This is a genomic window from Streptomyces sp. NPDC085946 (genome assembly GCF_044540485.1).
GTDB lineage: Bacteria > Actinomycetota > Actinomycetes > Streptomycetales > Streptomycetaceae > Streptomyces.
In genome coordinates this window covers 317,544-333,819 of record NZ_JBITSF010000001.1, presented here as the reverse complement: position 1 = coordinate 333,819, position 16,276 = coordinate 317,544, and the positions used below count along the sequence as shown (strand labels likewise).

The following is a 16,276-nucleotide window of genomic DNA, read 5'->3' as shown; positions in this document are numbered from 1 at the left end:
GACCGGGGCCGACGCGGTGGTGGCCGGCTTCCCGATCTGGCGGTACTGCCGAGGAGGCGTTGATGAGGACGCGCACGCTGTCGTGCCCCACCTGCGGAACCATGCAGGTGTTCAGGCCGCTCGACGACGAGGAGCGGGCGGCGCTCCGCGCGGAGCACGGTGACCGGTACTACGTGGACTGGTACTGGCGCTGCACCGCCCAGGGCTGTCTGTCGTACTACCGCCACCTCCGGATGAGCGACGGCGGCCTCCTCCCCGAGCGGTTCCGCGCGGAGGAGGCCGCCGGTCCGGAGTGACCCGGGGGCCGCCGCGGCTCAGAGGTTGCTGAAGTCGGGGCCCTTGGTGCGGGTGCGCTTGATCTCGTAGAAGCCGGGGACCGAGGCCACGGCGAGGGTGCCGTCCCACAGGCGGGCGGCCTCCTCGCCCTTCGGGGCGGGGGTGACGACCGGGCCGAAGAAGGCGATCTGCTCGCCGTCGGCGCCGGGCACGGCGATGATCGGGGTGCCGACCTCCTGGCCGACCTTCTCGATGCCCTCCTTGTGGGAGGCGCGCAGCTGCTCCTCGTACGGGGTGTCGTCCCAGTGGTCCATGAGCGAGGCGGGCAGGCCGACGTCCTCCAGGGCGGCGGCGACCGTCTCCTTCCCCGGGCCCTGGCCCTGGTTGTGGAAGCGGGTGCCGAGCGCGGTGTAGAGGTCGCCGAGCACCTCGGCGCCGTGCTCCTCCTGGGCCGCGATGACGACCCGGACCGGGCCCCACGCCGTGGTGGCGAGCATCTCCCGGTACTCCTCGGGCAGCTCGTCGAGCTTGTCCTCGTTGAGGACCGCGAGGCTCATCAGGTGCCAGCGCACCTCGATGTCCCTGACCTTCTCCACTTCCAGCACCCACCGGGACGTCATCCAGGCCCAGGGGCACAGCGGGTCGAACCAGAAGTCGACGGGGGTCTTCTGCGACATGTCTCTCCTCGGAAGGCGTTTCCCGGGGAAACACCGCCGGCCGTCCCGGCCATTCCCGGCCGCCGGGCGTCAGGTGCACATGGCAGGATCGGTCCTGTTCAGCCGTCCCCCACGACATCCGTGCGACATCCGAGGGAGTGCCACCCGTGCCCGGTGAGAATCTGTCCCGCGACGAGGCCCGGGAGCGGGCCGCCCTGCTGTCCGTCGACGGGTACGAGGTGTCCCTCGACCTGAGCTCGGCGGTGGGCGAGGAGAGCGGCGAGGGGCCGCGCACCTTCCGGTCCGTCACCACCGTCCGGTTCCGCTGCAACGAGCCGGGCGCGGCCTCCTTCGCGGACCTCGTCGCCCCGAGCGTGACCTCCGTCACCCTCAACGGGCGGGACCTGGACCCCGGCCAGGTCTTCGACGGCTCCCGGATCCTGCTGGAGGACCTCGCCGCCGACAACGAGCTGGTGGTCGACGCCCGGTGCGCCTACTCCCGCACCGGCGAGGGCCTGCACCGCTTCGTCGACCCGGAGGACGGCGAGGTGTACCTGTACACGCAGTACGAGCCGGCCGACTCCCGCCGCGTCTTCGCCAACTTCGAGCAGCCCGACCTCAAGGCCCCGTTCCGCTTCGAGGTGCGGGCGCCGGAGGGCTGGACGGTGTGGAGCAATGGGGCGGGCACCCGGGCCGCCGACGGGGTGTGGCGGTTCGCGGAGACCAAGCCGATCTCGACGTACATCACGTGTGTCGTGGCGGGTCCGTACCACCACGTGACGGACACCTACACGCGCACCTTCGCCGACGGCACGACGCTGGAGATCCCGCTCGGCGCGCTGTGCCGCAAGGGACTGGCCCCCCACTTCGACCCCGAGGACGTCTTCCTCGTCACCAAGCAGGGCCTGGACTTCTTCCACGACCACTTCGACTACCCGTACCCGTTCGGGAAGTACGACCAGGCGTTCGTGCCGGAGTACAACCTCGGCGCGATGGAGAACCCGGGGCTGGTGACGTTCCGCGAGGAGTTCATCTTCCGGGGCAAGGTGACCCAGGCGTCCTACGAGGGCCGGGCCACCGTGGTCCTGCACGAGATGGCGCACATGTGGTTCGGCGACCTGGTCACCATGGAGTGGTGGGACGACCTGTGGCTGAAGGAGTCCTTCGCCGACTTCATGGGCACGTTCTCGCTGGTCGGCGCCACCCGCTTCGCCAACGGCTGGACCACCTTCGCCAACCGCCGCAAGGCGTGGGCGTACCGGGCCGACCAGCTGCCGTCCACGCACCCGGTCACGGCGGACATCCGCGACCTGCAGGACGCCAAGCTCAACTTCGACGGCATCACGTACGCCAAGGGCGCCTCGGTGCTGAAGCAGCTGGTGGCGTACGTCGGCCGGGAGGCGTTCCTGGAGGGCGCCCGGCGCTACTTCAAGCGGCACGCGTACGGCAACACGCGCCTGGGCGACCTGCTGGCGGTGCTGGCGGAGACCAGCGGCCGGGACATGGGCGCGTGGGCGCGGGCGTGGCTGCAGACCGCCGGGGTCAACACGCTGACCCCGCAGGTGCTGCTGGCCGCGGACGGCCGGATCGACGAGCTGGCCGTGGTGCAGGAGGCCGCCGAGTCGCACCCCGAACTGCGCCCGCACCGGGTCGCGGTGGGCCTGTACCGGCGCACCGCCGCCGGGACGCTCGAACGGTACGCGCGCGCCGAGCTGGACGTGGACGGGCCGCGCACGGTCGTGGCGGAGCTGGCCGGCGCCGAGGCGCCCGAGCTGGTGCTGGTCAACGACGACGACCTGACCTACTGCAAGATCCGCTTCGACACGACCTCGCTGGCGACGCTGCGCGCGCACCTGGGCGCGGTCACCGACCCGCTGGCGCGCGCGCTGTGCTGGTCGGCGCTGTGGAACATGACGCGGGACGCGCTGCTGCCGGCCCGGGACTTCGTGGACCTGGTGCTGCGGTTCGCGGGCCGGGAGGACCAGATCGGTGTGCTGCAGATGCTGCACGCCTGGGCCCGGTCGGCGCTGGTGCACTACGCGGCGCCCGCGTGGCGCGCGCAGGGCGCGGAGCTGCTGGCGGAGGGCGCGCGGCGGGAGCTGCGGGACGCCGAGCCGGGCAGCGAACACCAGCTGGCCTGGGCGCGGTTCTTCGCGGCGGTGGCGTCGGCTCCCGCCGACCTGGAACTGCTGGGCGGGCTGCTGGACGGCACGGCCGCCTTCGACGGACTGGTGGTGGACCAGGAGCTGCGCTGGGCGTTCCTGGAGCCGCTGGCCGCGCACGGCGTCGCCGACGAGGCCGTGCTCGCCGCCGAACTGGAGCGGGACGACACCGCCTCCGGCAAGCGCCACCAGATCCGCTGCCTGGCCGCCCGCCCGTCGCAGGCGGTCAAGGCGCAGGCCTGGGCGCAGGTCGTGGAGTCCGACGCGCTGTCCAACGCGCTGGTCGAGGCGACCATCTCGGGCTTCGCGCAGCCCTCGCAGCGCGCGCTGCTCGCGCCGTACGCGGAGAAGTACTTCGCGGCGATCGAGCGGGTGTGGAACGAGCGGTCGATCCAGATCGGCATGGACGTGGTGCGGGGCCTGTTCCCCGCGCTCCAGGACTCGCCGGCGACGCTGGACGCGACGGACGCCTGGCTCGCCGCCCACCAGGACGCGGCCCCCGCCCTGCGCCGCCTGGTCCTGGAGGCCCGGGACGACCTGGCACGGGCGCTGCGCGGACAGGCGTGCGACTCCGCGGCCGGCTGACCCGTAGCTTTGGCCTGAACTTGGGCCGTCGGTGACCGTTACGAAACGCGGGCAATGAGGCCGTAACCCCTGGTCCACCCCTGGGCGACCAGGGGTTTTCGGCATCCGAACACCTGTCCTTTAGTACATGCTTGTCCGCATTTGTCGACGGATGTGTAACAGCGGTTAGCGGACCGGCCGAAGGCGGGAAAGTGCCGGTCATGAACCACAACACCCCGCTCTCCCCCCGCCCCCCGCACCGCCTGTCCGGCGGCCGGCTCCGCGTCGTGACGGTGGCGCAGCTGCGGGCGCACGGCGTCCCGGCCGCCGAGACGGCCGAGCAGTGCCGCGTCGGCGGCCCCTGGCAGCAGCTCCTCCCGGGCGTGGTGCTGCTCCACCCGGGCCCGCCGACCAGCGAGGAGCGGCTGCACGCGGTGCTGCTGTACGCGGCGCGGGAGCGGGGCGGCGCGGTTCCCGCCCAGCCCGGCGCGGACGGGGCGCCCGTGCCCGCCTACGCCGACGTGATGATCACCGGGCTCGCCGCGCTCACCCTGCACGGCTTCGCCTCCGCTCCCCCGCTGCCGTCGCTGGAGGCCCTCGACGTCCTGGTGCCGCGGCTGCGCCGGCTGCGCTCGACGGGCTGCGCGCGCATCGTGCGCGCCGCGGCCCTGCCCGTCCCCGAGCAGGTCACCGGGCTTCCGGTGGCACCGGTGCCGCGGGCGCTGGCCGACGCCGTGGCCGGTCTCCCGGACGCGGCCACCGTGCGGCGGCTGCTGACGGAGGCGGTGCGCGGCGGCCACTGCGAACCGTCGGCGGTGGTGCGGGAGCTGAACCAGGCCCGGCTGCTGAGCCGCCCGCACGTGGTGGAGGCGGTGGACTCCCTGCTGGCCGAGGGCCGGGCGATCGCCGAGAGCCGGCTGTACCGGATGGTCCGCGAGTACGGCCTGCCGGACCCGGTGTGGAACGTCGACCTGCGTCTGCCGGGCGGCCCCCACCTGGGCGGCCTGGACGCCTACTGGCCCGAGCAGGCGGTGGCGGTCGAGCTCGACACCCGCGCCCCGCGGCAGGACGTGCGGGAGGAGGACGACGCCCTGTGGTCGGAGTACGCCCGCAAGCGCGAGCACCTGGAGCGGCTCGGGATCACGGTCGTGCACATCACGCCGCGCAAGCTCCGTGAGGGGATCGAGCAGCAGGCCGCGGTGGTCCGCACGGCCCTGATGGCGTCCGGCGACCGCGATCCGGCCGCCCATGTCGTGGTCCTGCCCCGGTAGTGACCGGCCGGGGCGGCACCAGGAGGGGAGAGGAGGGGCCGCCGGGTTCGCCCGGCGGCCCCTCCTCGTGCGCCGGCGGGCCGGCCTCAGCCCTTCTTGAGCACGAGCTCGGTGTTGCGGTCCCGCGGGTCGCCGGCGAGGTCCTGGCGGGCCCCGGGGGCGTTGAGGGACAGCTCGCGGTAGAGGGCGGCCAGGCCGGTCTGGGAGAGGTCGGCGAAGTCCGTGCGGTGCGGGGCGGCGGACTCGACGAGGGTGGTGAACAGGGAGAGGGTGCCGTCCTTGTTGTCGGCCAGCTCGATGACGCGGGCGAGCTGGGGGTGGTCGACGTGGGAGGCGGTGGAGATCTCCCAGAAGGAGCGGCCGTCGGACCGGGCGTGCGGGGTGATGACGTTGCGGTGGATGTGGCCGTTCACCCAGGCCAGCACGTTGCGGTGGCGGCCGAGGAGGGCGAGGACGTCCTGGCCGGTGTACCGGCGTTCGTCCGGGCGGGCCGGGTCGGGGCGGGTGTTGCGCATGGTGGTGCTGGTGTGGTGGCTGAAGATCACCGCGTAGGCGTCCTTGTGCCAGCGCAGGGTGCGCTCCAGCCAGCGCAGCTGGGCCGCGCCGAGGGAGCCCTCGTAGTGGCCGCCCGGGTCGGTGGTGTCGAGGCTGATGCCGATGACGTCGTCGGCGATGCGGAAGGCGTAGTACTGGGTGCCGGCCTCCAGGTTCGCGGAGGAGTAGCCGTGGCCGACCGGGCCGAGGCCCCGGTGGGCCGGGTCCAGGTGGGCTCTGAGGTAGTCGGCGGGGGTGAAGGGGGCGCGCCGGGGGTCGGGGGTGACCGAGCGCATCTGCCGCGCGTGCGCCTTGAGGAACTCGCGGTACTGGACGCCCCGCGGGTCCTTCGCCTTCTTGATGGCGTCCTGGAGCTTCTTCGCCTCGGCGGCGGGCACGCTCATCAGCTTCTTCCCGCCGACGGCGAGGTCGGTGAGGAAGGAGTCGCCGTGCGAGGCGTAGCAGCCCAGCGGCATCGAGTCGTGGTTGCCGACCGTCGAGTACCAGGGCAGGTTGAGGCCGGGGCTGCGGACCTCCCGGACCGCGGCCTTCAGGAAGCCCTCCAGGTGCGGGAAGCCGAGCTGCTTGTCGGCGTCGCGGACGGCCTCGTCGGGCTGCCAGTACAGCTTCAGGCCGCTGTTCTGGACACCCTCGTACCGGCGCGGGTCCCCGGTGTTCGGGACGATCCGCCCGCCGCTCATGACGGTCAGGAACCACTCCAGTTCGGAGCGGGCGTTGTTGTCGGTGTTGTCGCCGGTGGTCATGGCGAAGTGGAGCGGGGCGCCGGTGACGGGCGCGCCGCGCAGCGCGTTGATCCGCTCCACCAGCGCGATCGCGCCCTGCACGGTGAGCGCCTCCTGCGGCCGCCAGGCGTGCGGGTCGGCGGAGCGCAGGTACTCCAGGCGCAGCGGGTGCTGGGTGTCGATGATGTGCAGGTCGGTGAGCTGCACGAACGCGGCGAGCGCGGTGCGGCGGGCGGCCCGGCCCGACTTCGGGGCGGCCAGGTCGCCGCGCACGACGCGCTGCCAGCCGGGGCCGTCGCCGAGGCGGCGGTAGCCCGAGCCGGTCCGCGGGGTGGCGACGGAGGCGAGGGTGGTGCCCTGGGTGTACGGGGCGAGCGGTGCGGCCGGCGCCTGCCGTGAGGAGGCGAGCACGGACTGCGCCTCGGCGGCCCCGGTGGCGGCCTGGCTGTCGCTGGGGCGCAGGGCGTAGCCGGCGCCCGCGGAGAGGGCGACCGCCCCGGTGGCGGCGAGGACGGAACGACGGTGGATCCCAGTGGAGCCGGCGACTGAGCGTGTGCGCGCCATGCGCTTCTCTCCCCGAGTGCGAACGCGTCGGCAGTGGTCACGGGGCGCTCACGGCGCGAACGTCCCGCTCTCACTGGATCGTTGGCATCGGGGATGGCCTGCGTGTGAACGCGGCGGCAACGCGCAGCGCCGATCACCGTACGTGGATCTCGGCCGACCCGGCGCGTACCCGACCGCTCCCGCGGCGGCCGGGAAGCGGTCATTGCGCGTTCATCTTCCGGGGTACCGGCCTACGTTCCGGGCGGTGCCGCCCGGCCGTCCGCCGGCCGCTCCCGCCACAGCCGCAGCGCGATGTCGACGAGGGAGACCCGCACCAGCCCGGGGACGGCGGCCAGGTCCTGCCAGGCGGCGAAGTCGGTGGATCCGCCGACCTCGTGGCGGAGTTCGCCGCCGGTGACGCGGCCCTCGTAGACGAGCCGTACGGCGTGGTGGTCGACGGGGCGGCGCCCGAAGCGGCCGCGGAAGGTGTGGCGCCGCGAGTCCACGCCGAGCAGCCCCGTCACCGTGATGCGGTAGCCGGTCTCCTCCTCCACCTCGCGCCGCACGGTGTCGTAGGGGTCCTCCCCGTGCTCCATGCCGCCGCCCGGCAGCACCCACTCCCGGGTGCCTCCCGGGGCGGGCGAGCGGGCCAGCAGGACCTGGTCGTCACGTACACACACGGCGTAGGCCGCCACCCTCAACGTCTCGCGCACTCCCGGACGTTAACCCGCCGGGGCCGGATCGGCAGGGGGGTGCGCGGGTGCGGACCAGCGCAACGGGACGGCGCACGGGAGTTCGGCGGCCTCCCGGAGCGTGCGGCGGATCCGGCGCTCCCCGTCCGCGGCGCACTCCGCCCCCGTCCACGGCGTACTCCGCGGCCGTCCGGAGCCGCCGGCCACCGCGCCGCGGCGTCCCGCCGCTGCGCCCGCGCGTGGGACGCCCGACCCGTCGGCCCGGCGAGACCTTCGCCCGACAATGCCCCCTGGTGGGGCACTTGCCGCTTTCAGGCCTCATCTCCCTTTTGCGGATCGCGGGTTTTCCCCATACATCCATTTCAATTCGGCCAACCCTCGCCAAACATCCGCCCTTTGGGTAAGGCTGAGCGATCGTCCGGGATCGCGTTCCGGACCGAGGGCGACCAGGACCGCTCAGGCCCGGTCGCTCGCCGCTCGTTCCTTTACTTCCAAGGGATGCCGATGACCCTCACCCCCCAGAGCGACCCGATACCGGGCGCGAGACGCGTGGCGCGCATCGCCGTGGCCGCGGGTCTCGTCGCAGCGCTCTCCGCGGCCGCGCCGATCCCCCTGGCGCTCGCCGCCGACGGTCCCTCCACCGCCGTTCCGGCCGACACGGACGTCAAGTCCGCGCACGCCAAGCTCGGTGCGGACGACGCGGACCTGCTCGCCGAGGCCAAGGCCGAGGGCGACAAGAACGTCACCATGATGATCGCGACCGCACCCGGGCAGACCGAGCGGGTCGCCGAGGAGCTGGACGCGGTCGGCGGCTCGCTGGTCGGCAAGACCATCGACAAGCTCGGCTACGTACGGGTCACGGTTCCGACCGGCAAGGCGGACAGGACCATCGAGGCAGCGCAGAAGCTCTCCTCCGTCCAGGCGATCGACCTCAGGCAGGAGATCAAGCTGGACGACCCGGTCCCGAACGGCAAGAACGCCGAGGGCACCGCGGCGGCGGGAGCAGGATACGCGGCGCCCGACAAGAACACCCCTGCCGCCAACCCGTACAACCCCTCCTTCGAGACCGGCGCGGTCTCCTTCGTGGAGGACCACCCGAAGTACGACGGGCGCGGCGTGACCGTCGGCATCCTGGACTCGGGCGTCGACATCGCCCATCCCGCGCTGCAGAAGACCACCACCGGTGAGCGCAAGATCGTCGACTGGGTGACGGCCACCGACCCGGTGTCCGACCGTGACGGAACGTGGCTGCAGATGACGGGTTCGGTGGCCGGTCCGGTGTTCACCGCCGGAAGCCGCACCTGGCAGGTGCCCGCGGGGTCCTTCCAGTTCCGGACGTTCGCCGAGTCGGCGACCGTCGGCGGTGACATGGCCGGCGACCTGAACCGGGACGGCGACAAGACCGACGTCTGGGGCGTGCTGTACGACCAGGCCGCCGGAACCGTCCGGGTGGACCTCGACGGCAACGGCGACTTCACCGACAACGAGGCGATGAAGCCGTACAAGGACGGCTTCCAGATCGGCTACTTCGGCGTGGACAAGCCGGACACGCCGGTGGCCGAGCGTGTCCCCTTCGTGGTCGAGATCCGCAAGGACGTCCCCTACAACGCGGCCGGCGCCAAGGCGGACTACGTCAGCATCGGCGTCATCACCGGCCGGCACGGCACCCACGTCGCCGGTATCGCCGCCGCGCACGGCCTGTTCGGCGGGAAGATGAACGGTGCGGCGCCCGGTGCGAAGGTGGTCTCGTCCCGTGCTTGCACCTGGTCCGGCGGCTGCACCAACATCGCCCTGACCGAGGGCATGATCGATCTGGTCACCAAGCGCGGCGTCGACATCGTCAACATGTCGATCGGCGGCCTGCCGACGCTGAACGACGGCAACAACGCCCGTGCCCGCCTCTACACGCGGCTCGTCGACGAGTACGGCGTCCAGCTCGTGATCTCCGCGGGCAACTCCGGTCCCGGCACCAACACCATCGGCGACCCCGCCCTCGCCGACAAGGTGATCTCCGTCGGCGCCTCCGCCTCCAAGGAGACGTGGGCCGCCAACTACGGCTCGGTGGTGGAGAAGAAGTACGCGATGATGCCGTTCTCCTCGCGCGGTCCGCGTGAGGACGGTGGCTTCGCCCCGACCATCACGGCGCCGGGTGCGGCCGTCAACACCATCCAGACCTGGGCGCCGGGCGCCCCGGTCGCCGAGGCGGGCTACTCCCTGCCGCCCGGCTACGGCATGCTCCAGGGCACCTCGATGGCCTCCCCGCAGGCCGCCGGCGCCAGCGCGCTGCTGCTGTCCGCCGCCAAGCAGCGGAAGATCGACCTCTCCCCGCTCACCCTGCGCACCGCGCTGACCAGCACCGCCCGCCAGATCAAGGGCGAGCAGGCGCACGAGCAGGGCGCCGGCCTGATCCGTATCGGGCAGGCCTGGGACGCCATCAAGGAGGGCGCCACCGCCCACGACTACACCGTGAAGGCCCCGGTCGACACCGCGCTCGACCAGCAACTGGCCACCCCGGGTTACGGCAGCGGCCTCTACGACCGCGAGGGCGGCCTGAAGGCCGGACAGAAGAAGACGTACGAGGTGACCATCACCCGTACCACCGGCCCCGACCGCCCGCTGCGGCACGAGCTGGACTGGAAGAACAACGACGGCACCTTCCGTCTCCTCGGCGACGACGACGTCGTGCTGCCGCTGAACCAGCCGGTCACCGTCAAGGTGCAGGCCAGGACGAAGACCGCGGGCGTGCACAGCGCCGTCCTCGAGGCGGACGACGAACGCACCGAAGGCGTCGACAAGCAGATCCTCGCCACGGTCGTCGTCGCACACGAACTGGCGAAGCCGTCGTACTCCTTCGCCGCCTCCTCCTCGGTGCAGCGCAACAGTCACGTCTCGTACTTCGTCTCCGTCCCGGAGGGTGCGAAGACGCTGGAGGTCGCGCTCGGCGGCCTCAAGGAGAAGAGCCAGACACGGTTCATCTCCCTGCACCCGCACGGCGTTCCCGTCGAGAACTCCGCGACCACCTTCTGCTACCCGAACTACACCAACCCGGACAACACCTGCCGTCCGGACCTGCGGACCCACACCGATCCGCAGCCGGGCGTCTGGGAGATCGAGGTGGAGTCCCGGCGCACCTCGCCCGACCTCGACAACCCGTTCGAACTCAACGTGTCGGTGCTGGGCACCGCCTTCGCCCCCGAGGTGACCACCGTTCCCGAGGCGCGTGTCGGCACCCCGGCCACGGCCACGTGGACCGTGACCAACGGCTTCGCGGCCCTGGAGGGCAAGCTGGAGGGCGGCTCGCTCGGTTCGGCCGCACTGGACACGCCGGCCATCGGCCACCAGCAGGCGCGTACGACGACGGTCGAGGTGCCGGCGGGCACGGAACGGCTGGACGTCTCCATCGGCAAGGTCTCCGACCAAGGGGCCGACCTCGACCTGACCGTGGTCAAGGACGGGGTCACGGTCGGCCAGTCCAACGACGGCGACTCCGAGGAATCCGTCAGTCTGACCAAGCCGGCCGCCGGTACGTACACGATCCGGGTGGACGGCTACAGCGTGCCGTCCGGTACGACCACGTACTCCTACCAGGACGTCTACTTCACCCCCGCTCTGGGCTCGGTGAACGTCGACTCCACCGGCCCGGTCTCGCTCGCGAGCGGCGCCTCCGCACAGATCTCCGCCGAGGTCCTCGCCAAGGCGGCCGGCCCGGCGGGCCGGCAGTTCTTCGGCGAGGTGCGCCTGGTCAACGCCCGGGGCAGCGCCGCCGGCCTGGGCACGGTCGTCATCGAGAAGGTCACCGGCTGACGTCGGCGTGCCGCACACGGTGAGGGGCGGGTGCTCCCCTGCGGCACCCGCCCCTCACCCGTCCCCGCGCCCCCCTCGGCGCGCGGGGACACACCGGCCCGCCCGTGCTCACTGCCCCACGGACAGTGCCCACCGGACCCCGGAACCGGCGGTCACCCGGATCACGGCGTCCTCACGGGCCTTCTTCAGGGCGATCTGGTTGTAGGTGCTGCTGACCTCGTGGGCGACGCACTCCAGAGGGAAGCTCAAGCCCACGGGCTGCAGTTCCACCGTCAGCGTGCCCTGGCCCCGGCAGTTGACGGCGATGGAGACCGGGCCGCTTCTCACCCCGCCGTCCAACGGGACGAGCCGGTTCCCGCGGGCGTCCGCCACCGATGTGATCACCTTCCCGTCGACGACCCGGGGCGCCTCCGTCACTGTCTCGCCCTCGATGTGCTCGGCCCGGCCCGCGGGCTTCCGGGACTCCGTCGACGGCGTGCTCCCCGGCGCCGTGGACCCGGCCGCACCCTCCCGTCCCGAGCCGTCCCCCGTGCAGCCGGCGCTCACCGCCACCGCCAGGCAGACCGCCGCGAGCAGGGCGGCCCGGCCGGGGCCGCGGGCGCTCAGGACTCCCACAGGTACCAGCCGACCTTCAGAGGCGTGTAACTGGTGATGGTCTTCTTCGTCGAGGTCTGGCAGTTGTCGTAGATGCGGTAGCTGACACCGGTGTTCTTCAACCGGTAGACGCCGTACTTGGCGTTGGTCGTCGTCTTCGACGGGGTGTCGACGCTGATTTTGTTGCCGAGCTTGGCCGTGAGCGAGGCCGACAGGTTGACGTCGTACTTCTGCTCGATCTTGCCGATCATCGCGTCGATGCTGACCGTGAGCCCCGCCGTGACACTGACGCCGACCGAACCGCTCACCTCGGAGGTGAACGTCGACTTGGCCGTGCGTGAGGTGCCGTTGTAGTTGGAAAGGGTCGGGCCGACGCCCTTGTGGTACTGCTTGCCCTTGCTCTGCGGCGTGTAGACCTTGACGGGATCGCAGTACTCGCGGTCGGGCTTGTCCGTGGGCTTGCTCGGGGCCGGAAGCTCCAGGTCCTCACCCGGCTCCGCGCCGGGCTCCTGGGTGACCTCGTCCGCGGGCACGTCGACGACGTCCTCCTCCGGTTCCGCCGGCGGCTCCGTGCCGACCACGATCTCGTCGACGGCCGGGTCCGTTCCGTCCGCGTAGGCGGTGACCGGTGCGACGGCGGCCAGCGTGGTGGCCGCCGCGACCGTGACGGCGACCCGGGTGGCCTTGCGCCAGACGGATCTGTACGAGGACTGAGACATGCGTGAACCCCCTGATGAGAGCGGAAACTGGAAACCGGGGAAGAAGCGGAACCCGCTGCCCGCCTGCCGGTGGCTCCGACACTAGGCCCGCCCGGTGCCCGCGGACCTGTCTGCCGCCTGGCACACGGGGGCCATGGCCGGGGGCTGCCAGCATGCTCACCCCAGCGGATTCGTACGGACGATCGGGTACGGTCGGCCACCTGACCTGACCAGTCTTCGACCTTGGGGGGAACCGTGCTGGAGACCATCGGCATCGACCGACCCGCCCACGACGTCTACCGGACCCTGCTGCTGCACCCGTCGTGGACCCTGGAGGACGTCGCCCGGGACACCGGCCTCAGCTCCGCCGAGGTGCGCTCGGCACTCGACCGCCTCACCCAGCTGTCCTTGCTGCACGAGGCCGCCGACCACCAGTTCGTTCCCGTCAGCCCTGATGTCGTCCTCTCCCCGCTGCTGCTGCGCAGGGAGGCCGAACTCGACGAGCAGCGAGCCCGGTTGTCCCGGGAACGTGCCGCACTGGCCGCCCTCACCTCCGAGTACGCCGCTCTGGCCACGGGCCGCGACGACAGCGGTGTGGAGAGGCTCGAAGGTGTCGAGGCGGTCCGGGTCCGGCTGATGGAACTGGCGCACCGGGCCGAGACCGAGGTGTGCACGTTCGTGCCCGGCGGGGCGCTCAGCTCCGCGGCTCTCGAGGCGGGCAGGCCGCTCGACGAGCAGAACCTGGAGCGCGGGGTGCGCATGCGGACCGTTTACCTGGACAGCGTCCGCAACGACTCGGCGACCGTCGAGTACGCCACCTGGCTCGCCTCCGTCGGCGGCGAGACCCGTACCGTGCCCACGCTCCCCATGCGCATGATCCTGTGCGACCACAAGACGGCCGTACTGCCCATCGATCCTGACGACAGCAGGGCGGGCGCTCTGCTGATCCGCTACCCCAGCATGGTCCGGGCACTGGAGGAACTCTTCGACCTGGTGTGGGAGAGTGCGCGGCCGCTCGGCACGGCGCCGCGGGACCCCTCGGTGGAGGCGCCGACCGATCGAGAGGCGGCCCTGCTCAAGATGCTGGCGGCGGGTCTGACCGACGAAGGGATCGCCCGGAAGATGGGCGTCTCCCTGCGCACGGTCCGCCGCAACACGGCGGACCTCCAAAAGCGCCTCGGGGTGCAGAGCCGGTTCCAGGCGGGTGCCGAGGCCGTCCGGCGCGGCTGGTTGTGACCGCATCGGCCCCGGCGTGACCGTCGCCCGGGCTGTTGGCCTCTCCTTGCCATGACCGGGAGCTGTCAGGTGCGGTGCGTCGGCCCGGCCGCGTGCCGTGCCTAGGGTCGGGCGGGTGTACGCAGTCAAGGTCGTCCTCCTGCCCTCGCCCGATCCCGCCGTTCCCGACGGTCCCGACCCGCCGGCGGGCATGCCCGGTGACCGATGGCTCGGCGAGATCGCCGACCGCACCCGAACCGACCCGCAGCCGGGCATCGCTCACGTCTCGATGGCCCGGTGGGGCTCACGCCTGGTGAGCATGACCTTCGTCGAGGCCGCGACCCTCGACGAGGCCCTGATACGGGCCCGGACCGGCTGGGCTCGGTGGCTGAGCCTTCCGGGGCTGCTGTCCGGCTGGGTGCTCGGGGACTGCGCGCCCGACCGCTACCTGAGTTCCGGCCGGCAGGAGACGCCTCCGGCACGTGTCTGGCATGACGATGCCATGTCCACCTGAGGCCAGCCCGGACCTGCTGACACCGGCAGACGGCATGAGCATGATCGTGGTCGGCGCGTGCTCGCCGACCGGAAACCAAGAGAGACAGAGGCACAGGATGAGACACATCAACGGGCGAGCCGTCCGGACCGCCATCGGCACCGCGGCGGCCACCGCCGCACTGGCACTCCCCCTGGTACTCGGAGGCGGCCAGGCTGCGGCCGCTGACGACACCCTCGTCCTGCAGGCCGGGCAGGACGTCACCGTCGTCGGCACCGATCCCGAGGTGCCCGAGGAGCCGGTGTTCCCGAAGCCGAAGGACCCCGGGGAAGGCAAGGGCAGCTGGGTGTGGGACAAGGAGAAGCCGTAAGGCCCGGATCAGGGCGGTAAGGGCCGTCCGCGGACAAAGGGGCGGGTGCCGGGGGGCACCCGCCCCTTTCCTGTGCTCGGGTCGGGAGACTCCGGGCGTCGTGGCCGGGCCACGCCTACTGACAGCCCAGTTCCCTCGCCCTCGGCAGTTCCCCCAGGATCCGGGCCCGCTCGCGGGCCACGTCCTCCTCGCCGGCGGCCAGGGCGTCCGGGACGGCGCCGTCCCGGCCGAGGACGACCAGGACCTCGTCGCCGACGCGCAGGGCGGGGTGGACGCCCTCCGTCCTGACGAAGGAGACCTCGTCCGTCGACCCCTGCTCCGGCAGGTAGGTCCGGGTCACGTCGAGGGTGACCCGCTCCCGGCCGGTGCCGGGCACCGGTTCCACCGCACCGACCGTGCCCTCGGCGACCAGCCGGGCGCAGGCCAGGTGGCCGGGGCCGGCGTAGGAGGACCGGGCCTCCTTGGCGCTGCCGGCGTCCGCCTGGCTGCCCCCCGCGCCGTCGGTCCCGCCCCCGGACCCCGCCACCAGCCATCCCAGACCGACGACCGCGGTGGCGGCCGCGGCAGCGGCGGCGGTGCGCAGGGCGAGGGCCAGGGGGCGACGGCGGCGGGGCCGGGCGGGGAGCGGGCGCACCGGGGCGAGCCCGGACGCCTCCGGACCGGGCGCGGGTCCGCCTCCGGCCGCGGCCTCCGGCGCGGTCGAGACCGAGGCCGAGGCAGCGGCCGGTGTCCCGCCGTCGTGCGCCAGCGCCTCCCCGATCAGCCCCAGCTGGGTCCGGAGCACGGCGACGTCGGCGGCCGCGGCACGGTGCGCCGCCGTGAACTCCGGGTCCCGCGCGGCCTGCGGGGGCAGTGGTTCGTCCAGGAGCGCGGCCATCAGCGCGTCCACGCCGCCGTACACGGGGCCTTCGTGGGCCACGCCGCCGGACGCCGCGCCCTCGTGCGCCACACCGTCGCGCCTCACGCCGTTGCGCCTCACACCGTCGCGCCTCACGCCGTCGTACGGCGCGCCGTCGCGCCTCACGCCGTCGCGGCCCACGTCCTCGCGGCTCACGCCGTCGGGACCGGGCTCGTGCCGGCCGTCGTCACGGGCGGTCACCTCACACCACCTCGTCCTCGTGCAGGCGGGCCCGCAGGGCCCGTACCGCCGTGTGCAGCCGGCTCTTGACCGTGCCCTCCGGGACGCCGAGCTGCTCGGCGATGGAACGCACCGGCAGGTCGGCGTAGAACCGCAGGACGACGACCTGGCGCTGGGCGTCGGGCAGCCCGTCCAGGCCCTGGGCGACGGCGACCGACAGCACGCTGGTGTCCTCCCCGGAGGGGTGCTCCAGGTGCCGCAGGGCCGCCAGCCGCTCCCCGAGCCGCTCCTGGCGGCGCTTGGCCCGGTGCCAGTCCATGGCCAGGTTGGAGGCGACGACCGCCGCCCACGCCGAGACGTCCCGCGGCGCCTCCTGCCCGCTCGCGGCCCGCTCCAGCAGCCGCAGGCGGACCTGCTGCACCCCGTCCGGCAGGTCCGCCTGCGGCACCCCGCCCAGGGCGAGCACCGCCCGCACCCGGCGCTCCTGGGCCGCGTCCAGCGGGTCGCCGGCCGGAGCCGTCCCGCCGTCCGCGTCCGCCCTCCGGCCGCGCCTGGTCCTTCCGCGCAGCACCAGCCACCCCCC

Annotated in this window: 14 protein-coding genes; 7 read left to right on the top strand and 7 right to left on the bottom strand. The window is 72.8% G+C overall.

Annotated features, from left to right (window positions below; translation table 11 throughout):
* Nucleotides 1-62 precede the first annotated feature (62 nt).
* The gene (locus ACIF8T_RS01455; RefSeq protein WP_400029952.1) at nucleotides 63-296 is read left to right on the top strand and encodes a hypothetical protein; all 234 of its coding nucleotides are present in this window, start codon (nucleotides 63-65) and stop codon (nucleotides 294-296) included.
* An 18-nt stretch (nucleotides 297-314) separates the two neighbouring features.
* Here the strand turns inward: ACIF8T_RS01455 and ACIF8T_RS01450 are convergent, their stop codons facing one another.
* Nucleotides 315-953: a DsbA family protein gene (locus ACIF8T_RS01450; protein ID WP_400029950.1), complete on the bottom strand. Its 639-nt coding sequence runs from the start codon at nucleotides 951-953 to the stop codon at nucleotides 315-317.
* 146 nt (nucleotides 954-1,099) lie between these two features.
* Here ACIF8T_RS01450 and pepN point away from each other — a divergent pair, with 146 nt between their 5' ends.
* Both pepN and ACIF8T_RS01440 read left to right on the top strand, forming a co-directional pair.
* Nucleotides 1,100-3,679 carry an aminopeptidase N gene (gene pepN / locus ACIF8T_RS01445; RefSeq protein WP_400029948.1) on the top strand — a complete coding sequence of 860 codons (2,580 nt, stop codon included), beginning with the start codon at nucleotides 1,100-1,102 and terminating at the stop codon, nucleotides 3,677-3,679.
* Between the two features lie 200 nt (nucleotides 3,680-3,879).
* On the top strand, nucleotides 3,880-4,929 hold the full coding sequence (locus tag ACIF8T_RS01440) for a hypothetical protein (protein ID WP_400029946.1): 1,050 nt from the start codon (nucleotides 3,880-3,882) through the stop codon (nucleotides 4,927-4,929).
* Between the two features lie 86 nt (nucleotides 4,930-5,015).
* Here the strand turns inward: ACIF8T_RS01440 and ACIF8T_RS01435 are convergent, their stop codons facing one another.
* Both ACIF8T_RS01435 and ACIF8T_RS01430 read right to left on the bottom strand, forming a co-directional pair.
* Nucleotides 5,016-6,770 carry a TIGR03767 family metallophosphoesterase gene (locus ACIF8T_RS01435; protein ID WP_400029944.1) on the bottom strand — a complete coding sequence of 585 codons (1,755 nt, stop codon included), beginning with the start codon at nucleotides 6,768-6,770 and terminating at the stop codon, nucleotides 5,016-5,018.
* A 230-nt stretch (nucleotides 6,771-7,000) separates the two neighbouring features.
* Nucleotides 7,001-7,444 (bottom strand): NUDIX hydrolase, encoded by a 444-nt coding sequence (locus ACIF8T_RS01430; protein ID WP_400031447.1) that lies wholly within the window; start codon nucleotides 7,442-7,444, stop codon nucleotides 7,001-7,003.
* 501 nt (nucleotides 7,445-7,945) lie between these two features.
* Here ACIF8T_RS01430 and ACIF8T_RS01425 point away from each other — a divergent pair.
* Nucleotides 7,946-11,245: a S8 family serine peptidase gene (locus ACIF8T_RS01425; RefSeq protein WP_400029942.1), complete on the top strand. Its 3,300-nt coding sequence runs from the start codon at nucleotides 7,946-7,948 to the stop codon at nucleotides 11,243-11,245.
* Between the two features lie 108 nt (nucleotides 11,246-11,353).
* Here ACIF8T_RS01425 and ACIF8T_RS01420 read toward each other — a convergent pair whose 3' ends face one another.
* Nucleotides 11,354-11,860, bottom strand: a complete 507-nt coding sequence (locus ACIF8T_RS01420) for a hypothetical protein (protein WP_400029940.1) — start codon at nucleotides 11,858-11,860, stop codon at nucleotides 11,354-11,356.
* Nucleotides 11,848-12,558, bottom strand: coding sequence for a hypothetical protein (locus ACIF8T_RS01415; protein ID WP_400029938.1), 711 nt, complete (start codon nucleotides 12,556-12,558; stop codon nucleotides 11,848-11,850). The genes ACIF8T_RS01420 and ACIF8T_RS01415 overlap by 13 nt, the downstream gene beginning before the upstream one ends.
* 222 nt (nucleotides 12,559-12,780) lie before the next feature.
* Here ACIF8T_RS01415 and ACIF8T_RS01410 point away from each other — a divergent pair, with 222 nt between their 5' ends.
* The 3 genes from ACIF8T_RS01410 (at nucleotide 12,781) to ACIF8T_RS01400 (ending at nucleotide 14,615) form a co-directional block, all read left to right on the top strand.
* The gene (locus tag ACIF8T_RS01410) at nucleotides 12,781-13,773 is read left to right on the top strand and encodes a LuxR C-terminal-related transcriptional regulator (RefSeq protein ID WP_400029936.1); all 993 of its coding nucleotides are present in this window, start codon (nucleotides 12,781-12,783) and stop codon (nucleotides 13,771-13,773) included.
* Between the two features lie 115 nt (nucleotides 13,774-13,888).
* On the top strand, nucleotides 13,889-14,266 hold the full coding sequence (locus tag ACIF8T_RS01405) for a hypothetical protein (RefSeq protein ID WP_400029934.1): 378 nt from the start codon (nucleotides 13,889-13,891) through the stop codon (nucleotides 14,264-14,266).
* A gap of 97 nt (nucleotides 14,267-14,363) precedes the next feature.
* Nucleotides 14,364-14,615 carry a hypothetical protein gene (locus ACIF8T_RS01400; protein ID WP_400029932.1) on the top strand — a complete coding sequence of 84 codons (252 nt, stop codon included), beginning with the start codon at nucleotides 14,364-14,366 and terminating at the stop codon, nucleotides 14,613-14,615.
* A gap of 115 nt (nucleotides 14,616-14,730) precedes the next feature.
* Here ACIF8T_RS01400 and ACIF8T_RS01395 read toward each other — a convergent pair whose 3' ends face one another.
* Together ACIF8T_RS01395 and ACIF8T_RS01390 are read right to left on the bottom strand one after the other, a co-directional pair.
* The gene (locus tag ACIF8T_RS01395) at nucleotides 14,731-15,714 is read right to left on the bottom strand and encodes a hypothetical protein (RefSeq protein WP_400029930.1); all 984 of its coding nucleotides are present in this window, start codon (nucleotides 15,712-15,714) and stop codon (nucleotides 14,731-14,733) included.
* Nucleotide 15,715: 1 nt separating this feature from the next.
* Complete coding sequence (locus ACIF8T_RS01390; RefSeq protein ID WP_400029928.1) at nucleotides 15,716-16,264, bottom strand: RNA polymerase sigma factor; 549 nt, start codon at nucleotides 16,262-16,264, stop codon at nucleotides 15,716-15,718.
* Nucleotides 16,265-16,276 lie beyond the last annotated feature (12 nt).

Bases quoted from the DNA above. Each gene is read 5' to 3' on its own strand.
- ACIF8T_RS01440 (WP_400029946.1), top strand. From the start codon at position 3,880: ATGAACCACAACACCCCGCTCTCCCCCCGCCCCCCGCACCGCCTGTCC.
- ACIF8T_RS01415 (WP_400029938.1), bottom strand. From the start codon at position 12,558: ATGTCTCAGTCCTCGTACAGATCCGTCTGGCGCAAGGCCACCCGGGTC.
- ACIF8T_RS01435 (WP_400029944.1), bottom strand. From the start codon at position 6,770: ATGGCGCGCACACGCTCAGTCGCCGGCTCCACTGGGATCCACCGTCGT.
- ACIF8T_RS01450 (WP_400029950.1), bottom strand. From the start codon at position 953: ATGTCGCAGAAGACCCCCGTCGACTTCTGGTTCGACCCGCTGTGCCCC.
- ACIF8T_RS01425 (WP_400029942.1), top strand. From the start codon at position 7,946: ATGACCCTCACCCCCCAGAGCGACCCGATACCGGGCGCGAGACGCGTG.
- ACIF8T_RS01455 (WP_400029952.1), top strand. From the start codon at position 63: ATGAGGACGCGCACGCTGTCGTGCCCCACCTGCGGAACCATGCAGGTG.
- ACIF8T_RS01400 (WP_400029932.1), top strand. From the start codon at position 14,364: ATGAGACACATCAACGGGCGAGCCGTCCGGACCGCCATCGGCACCGCG.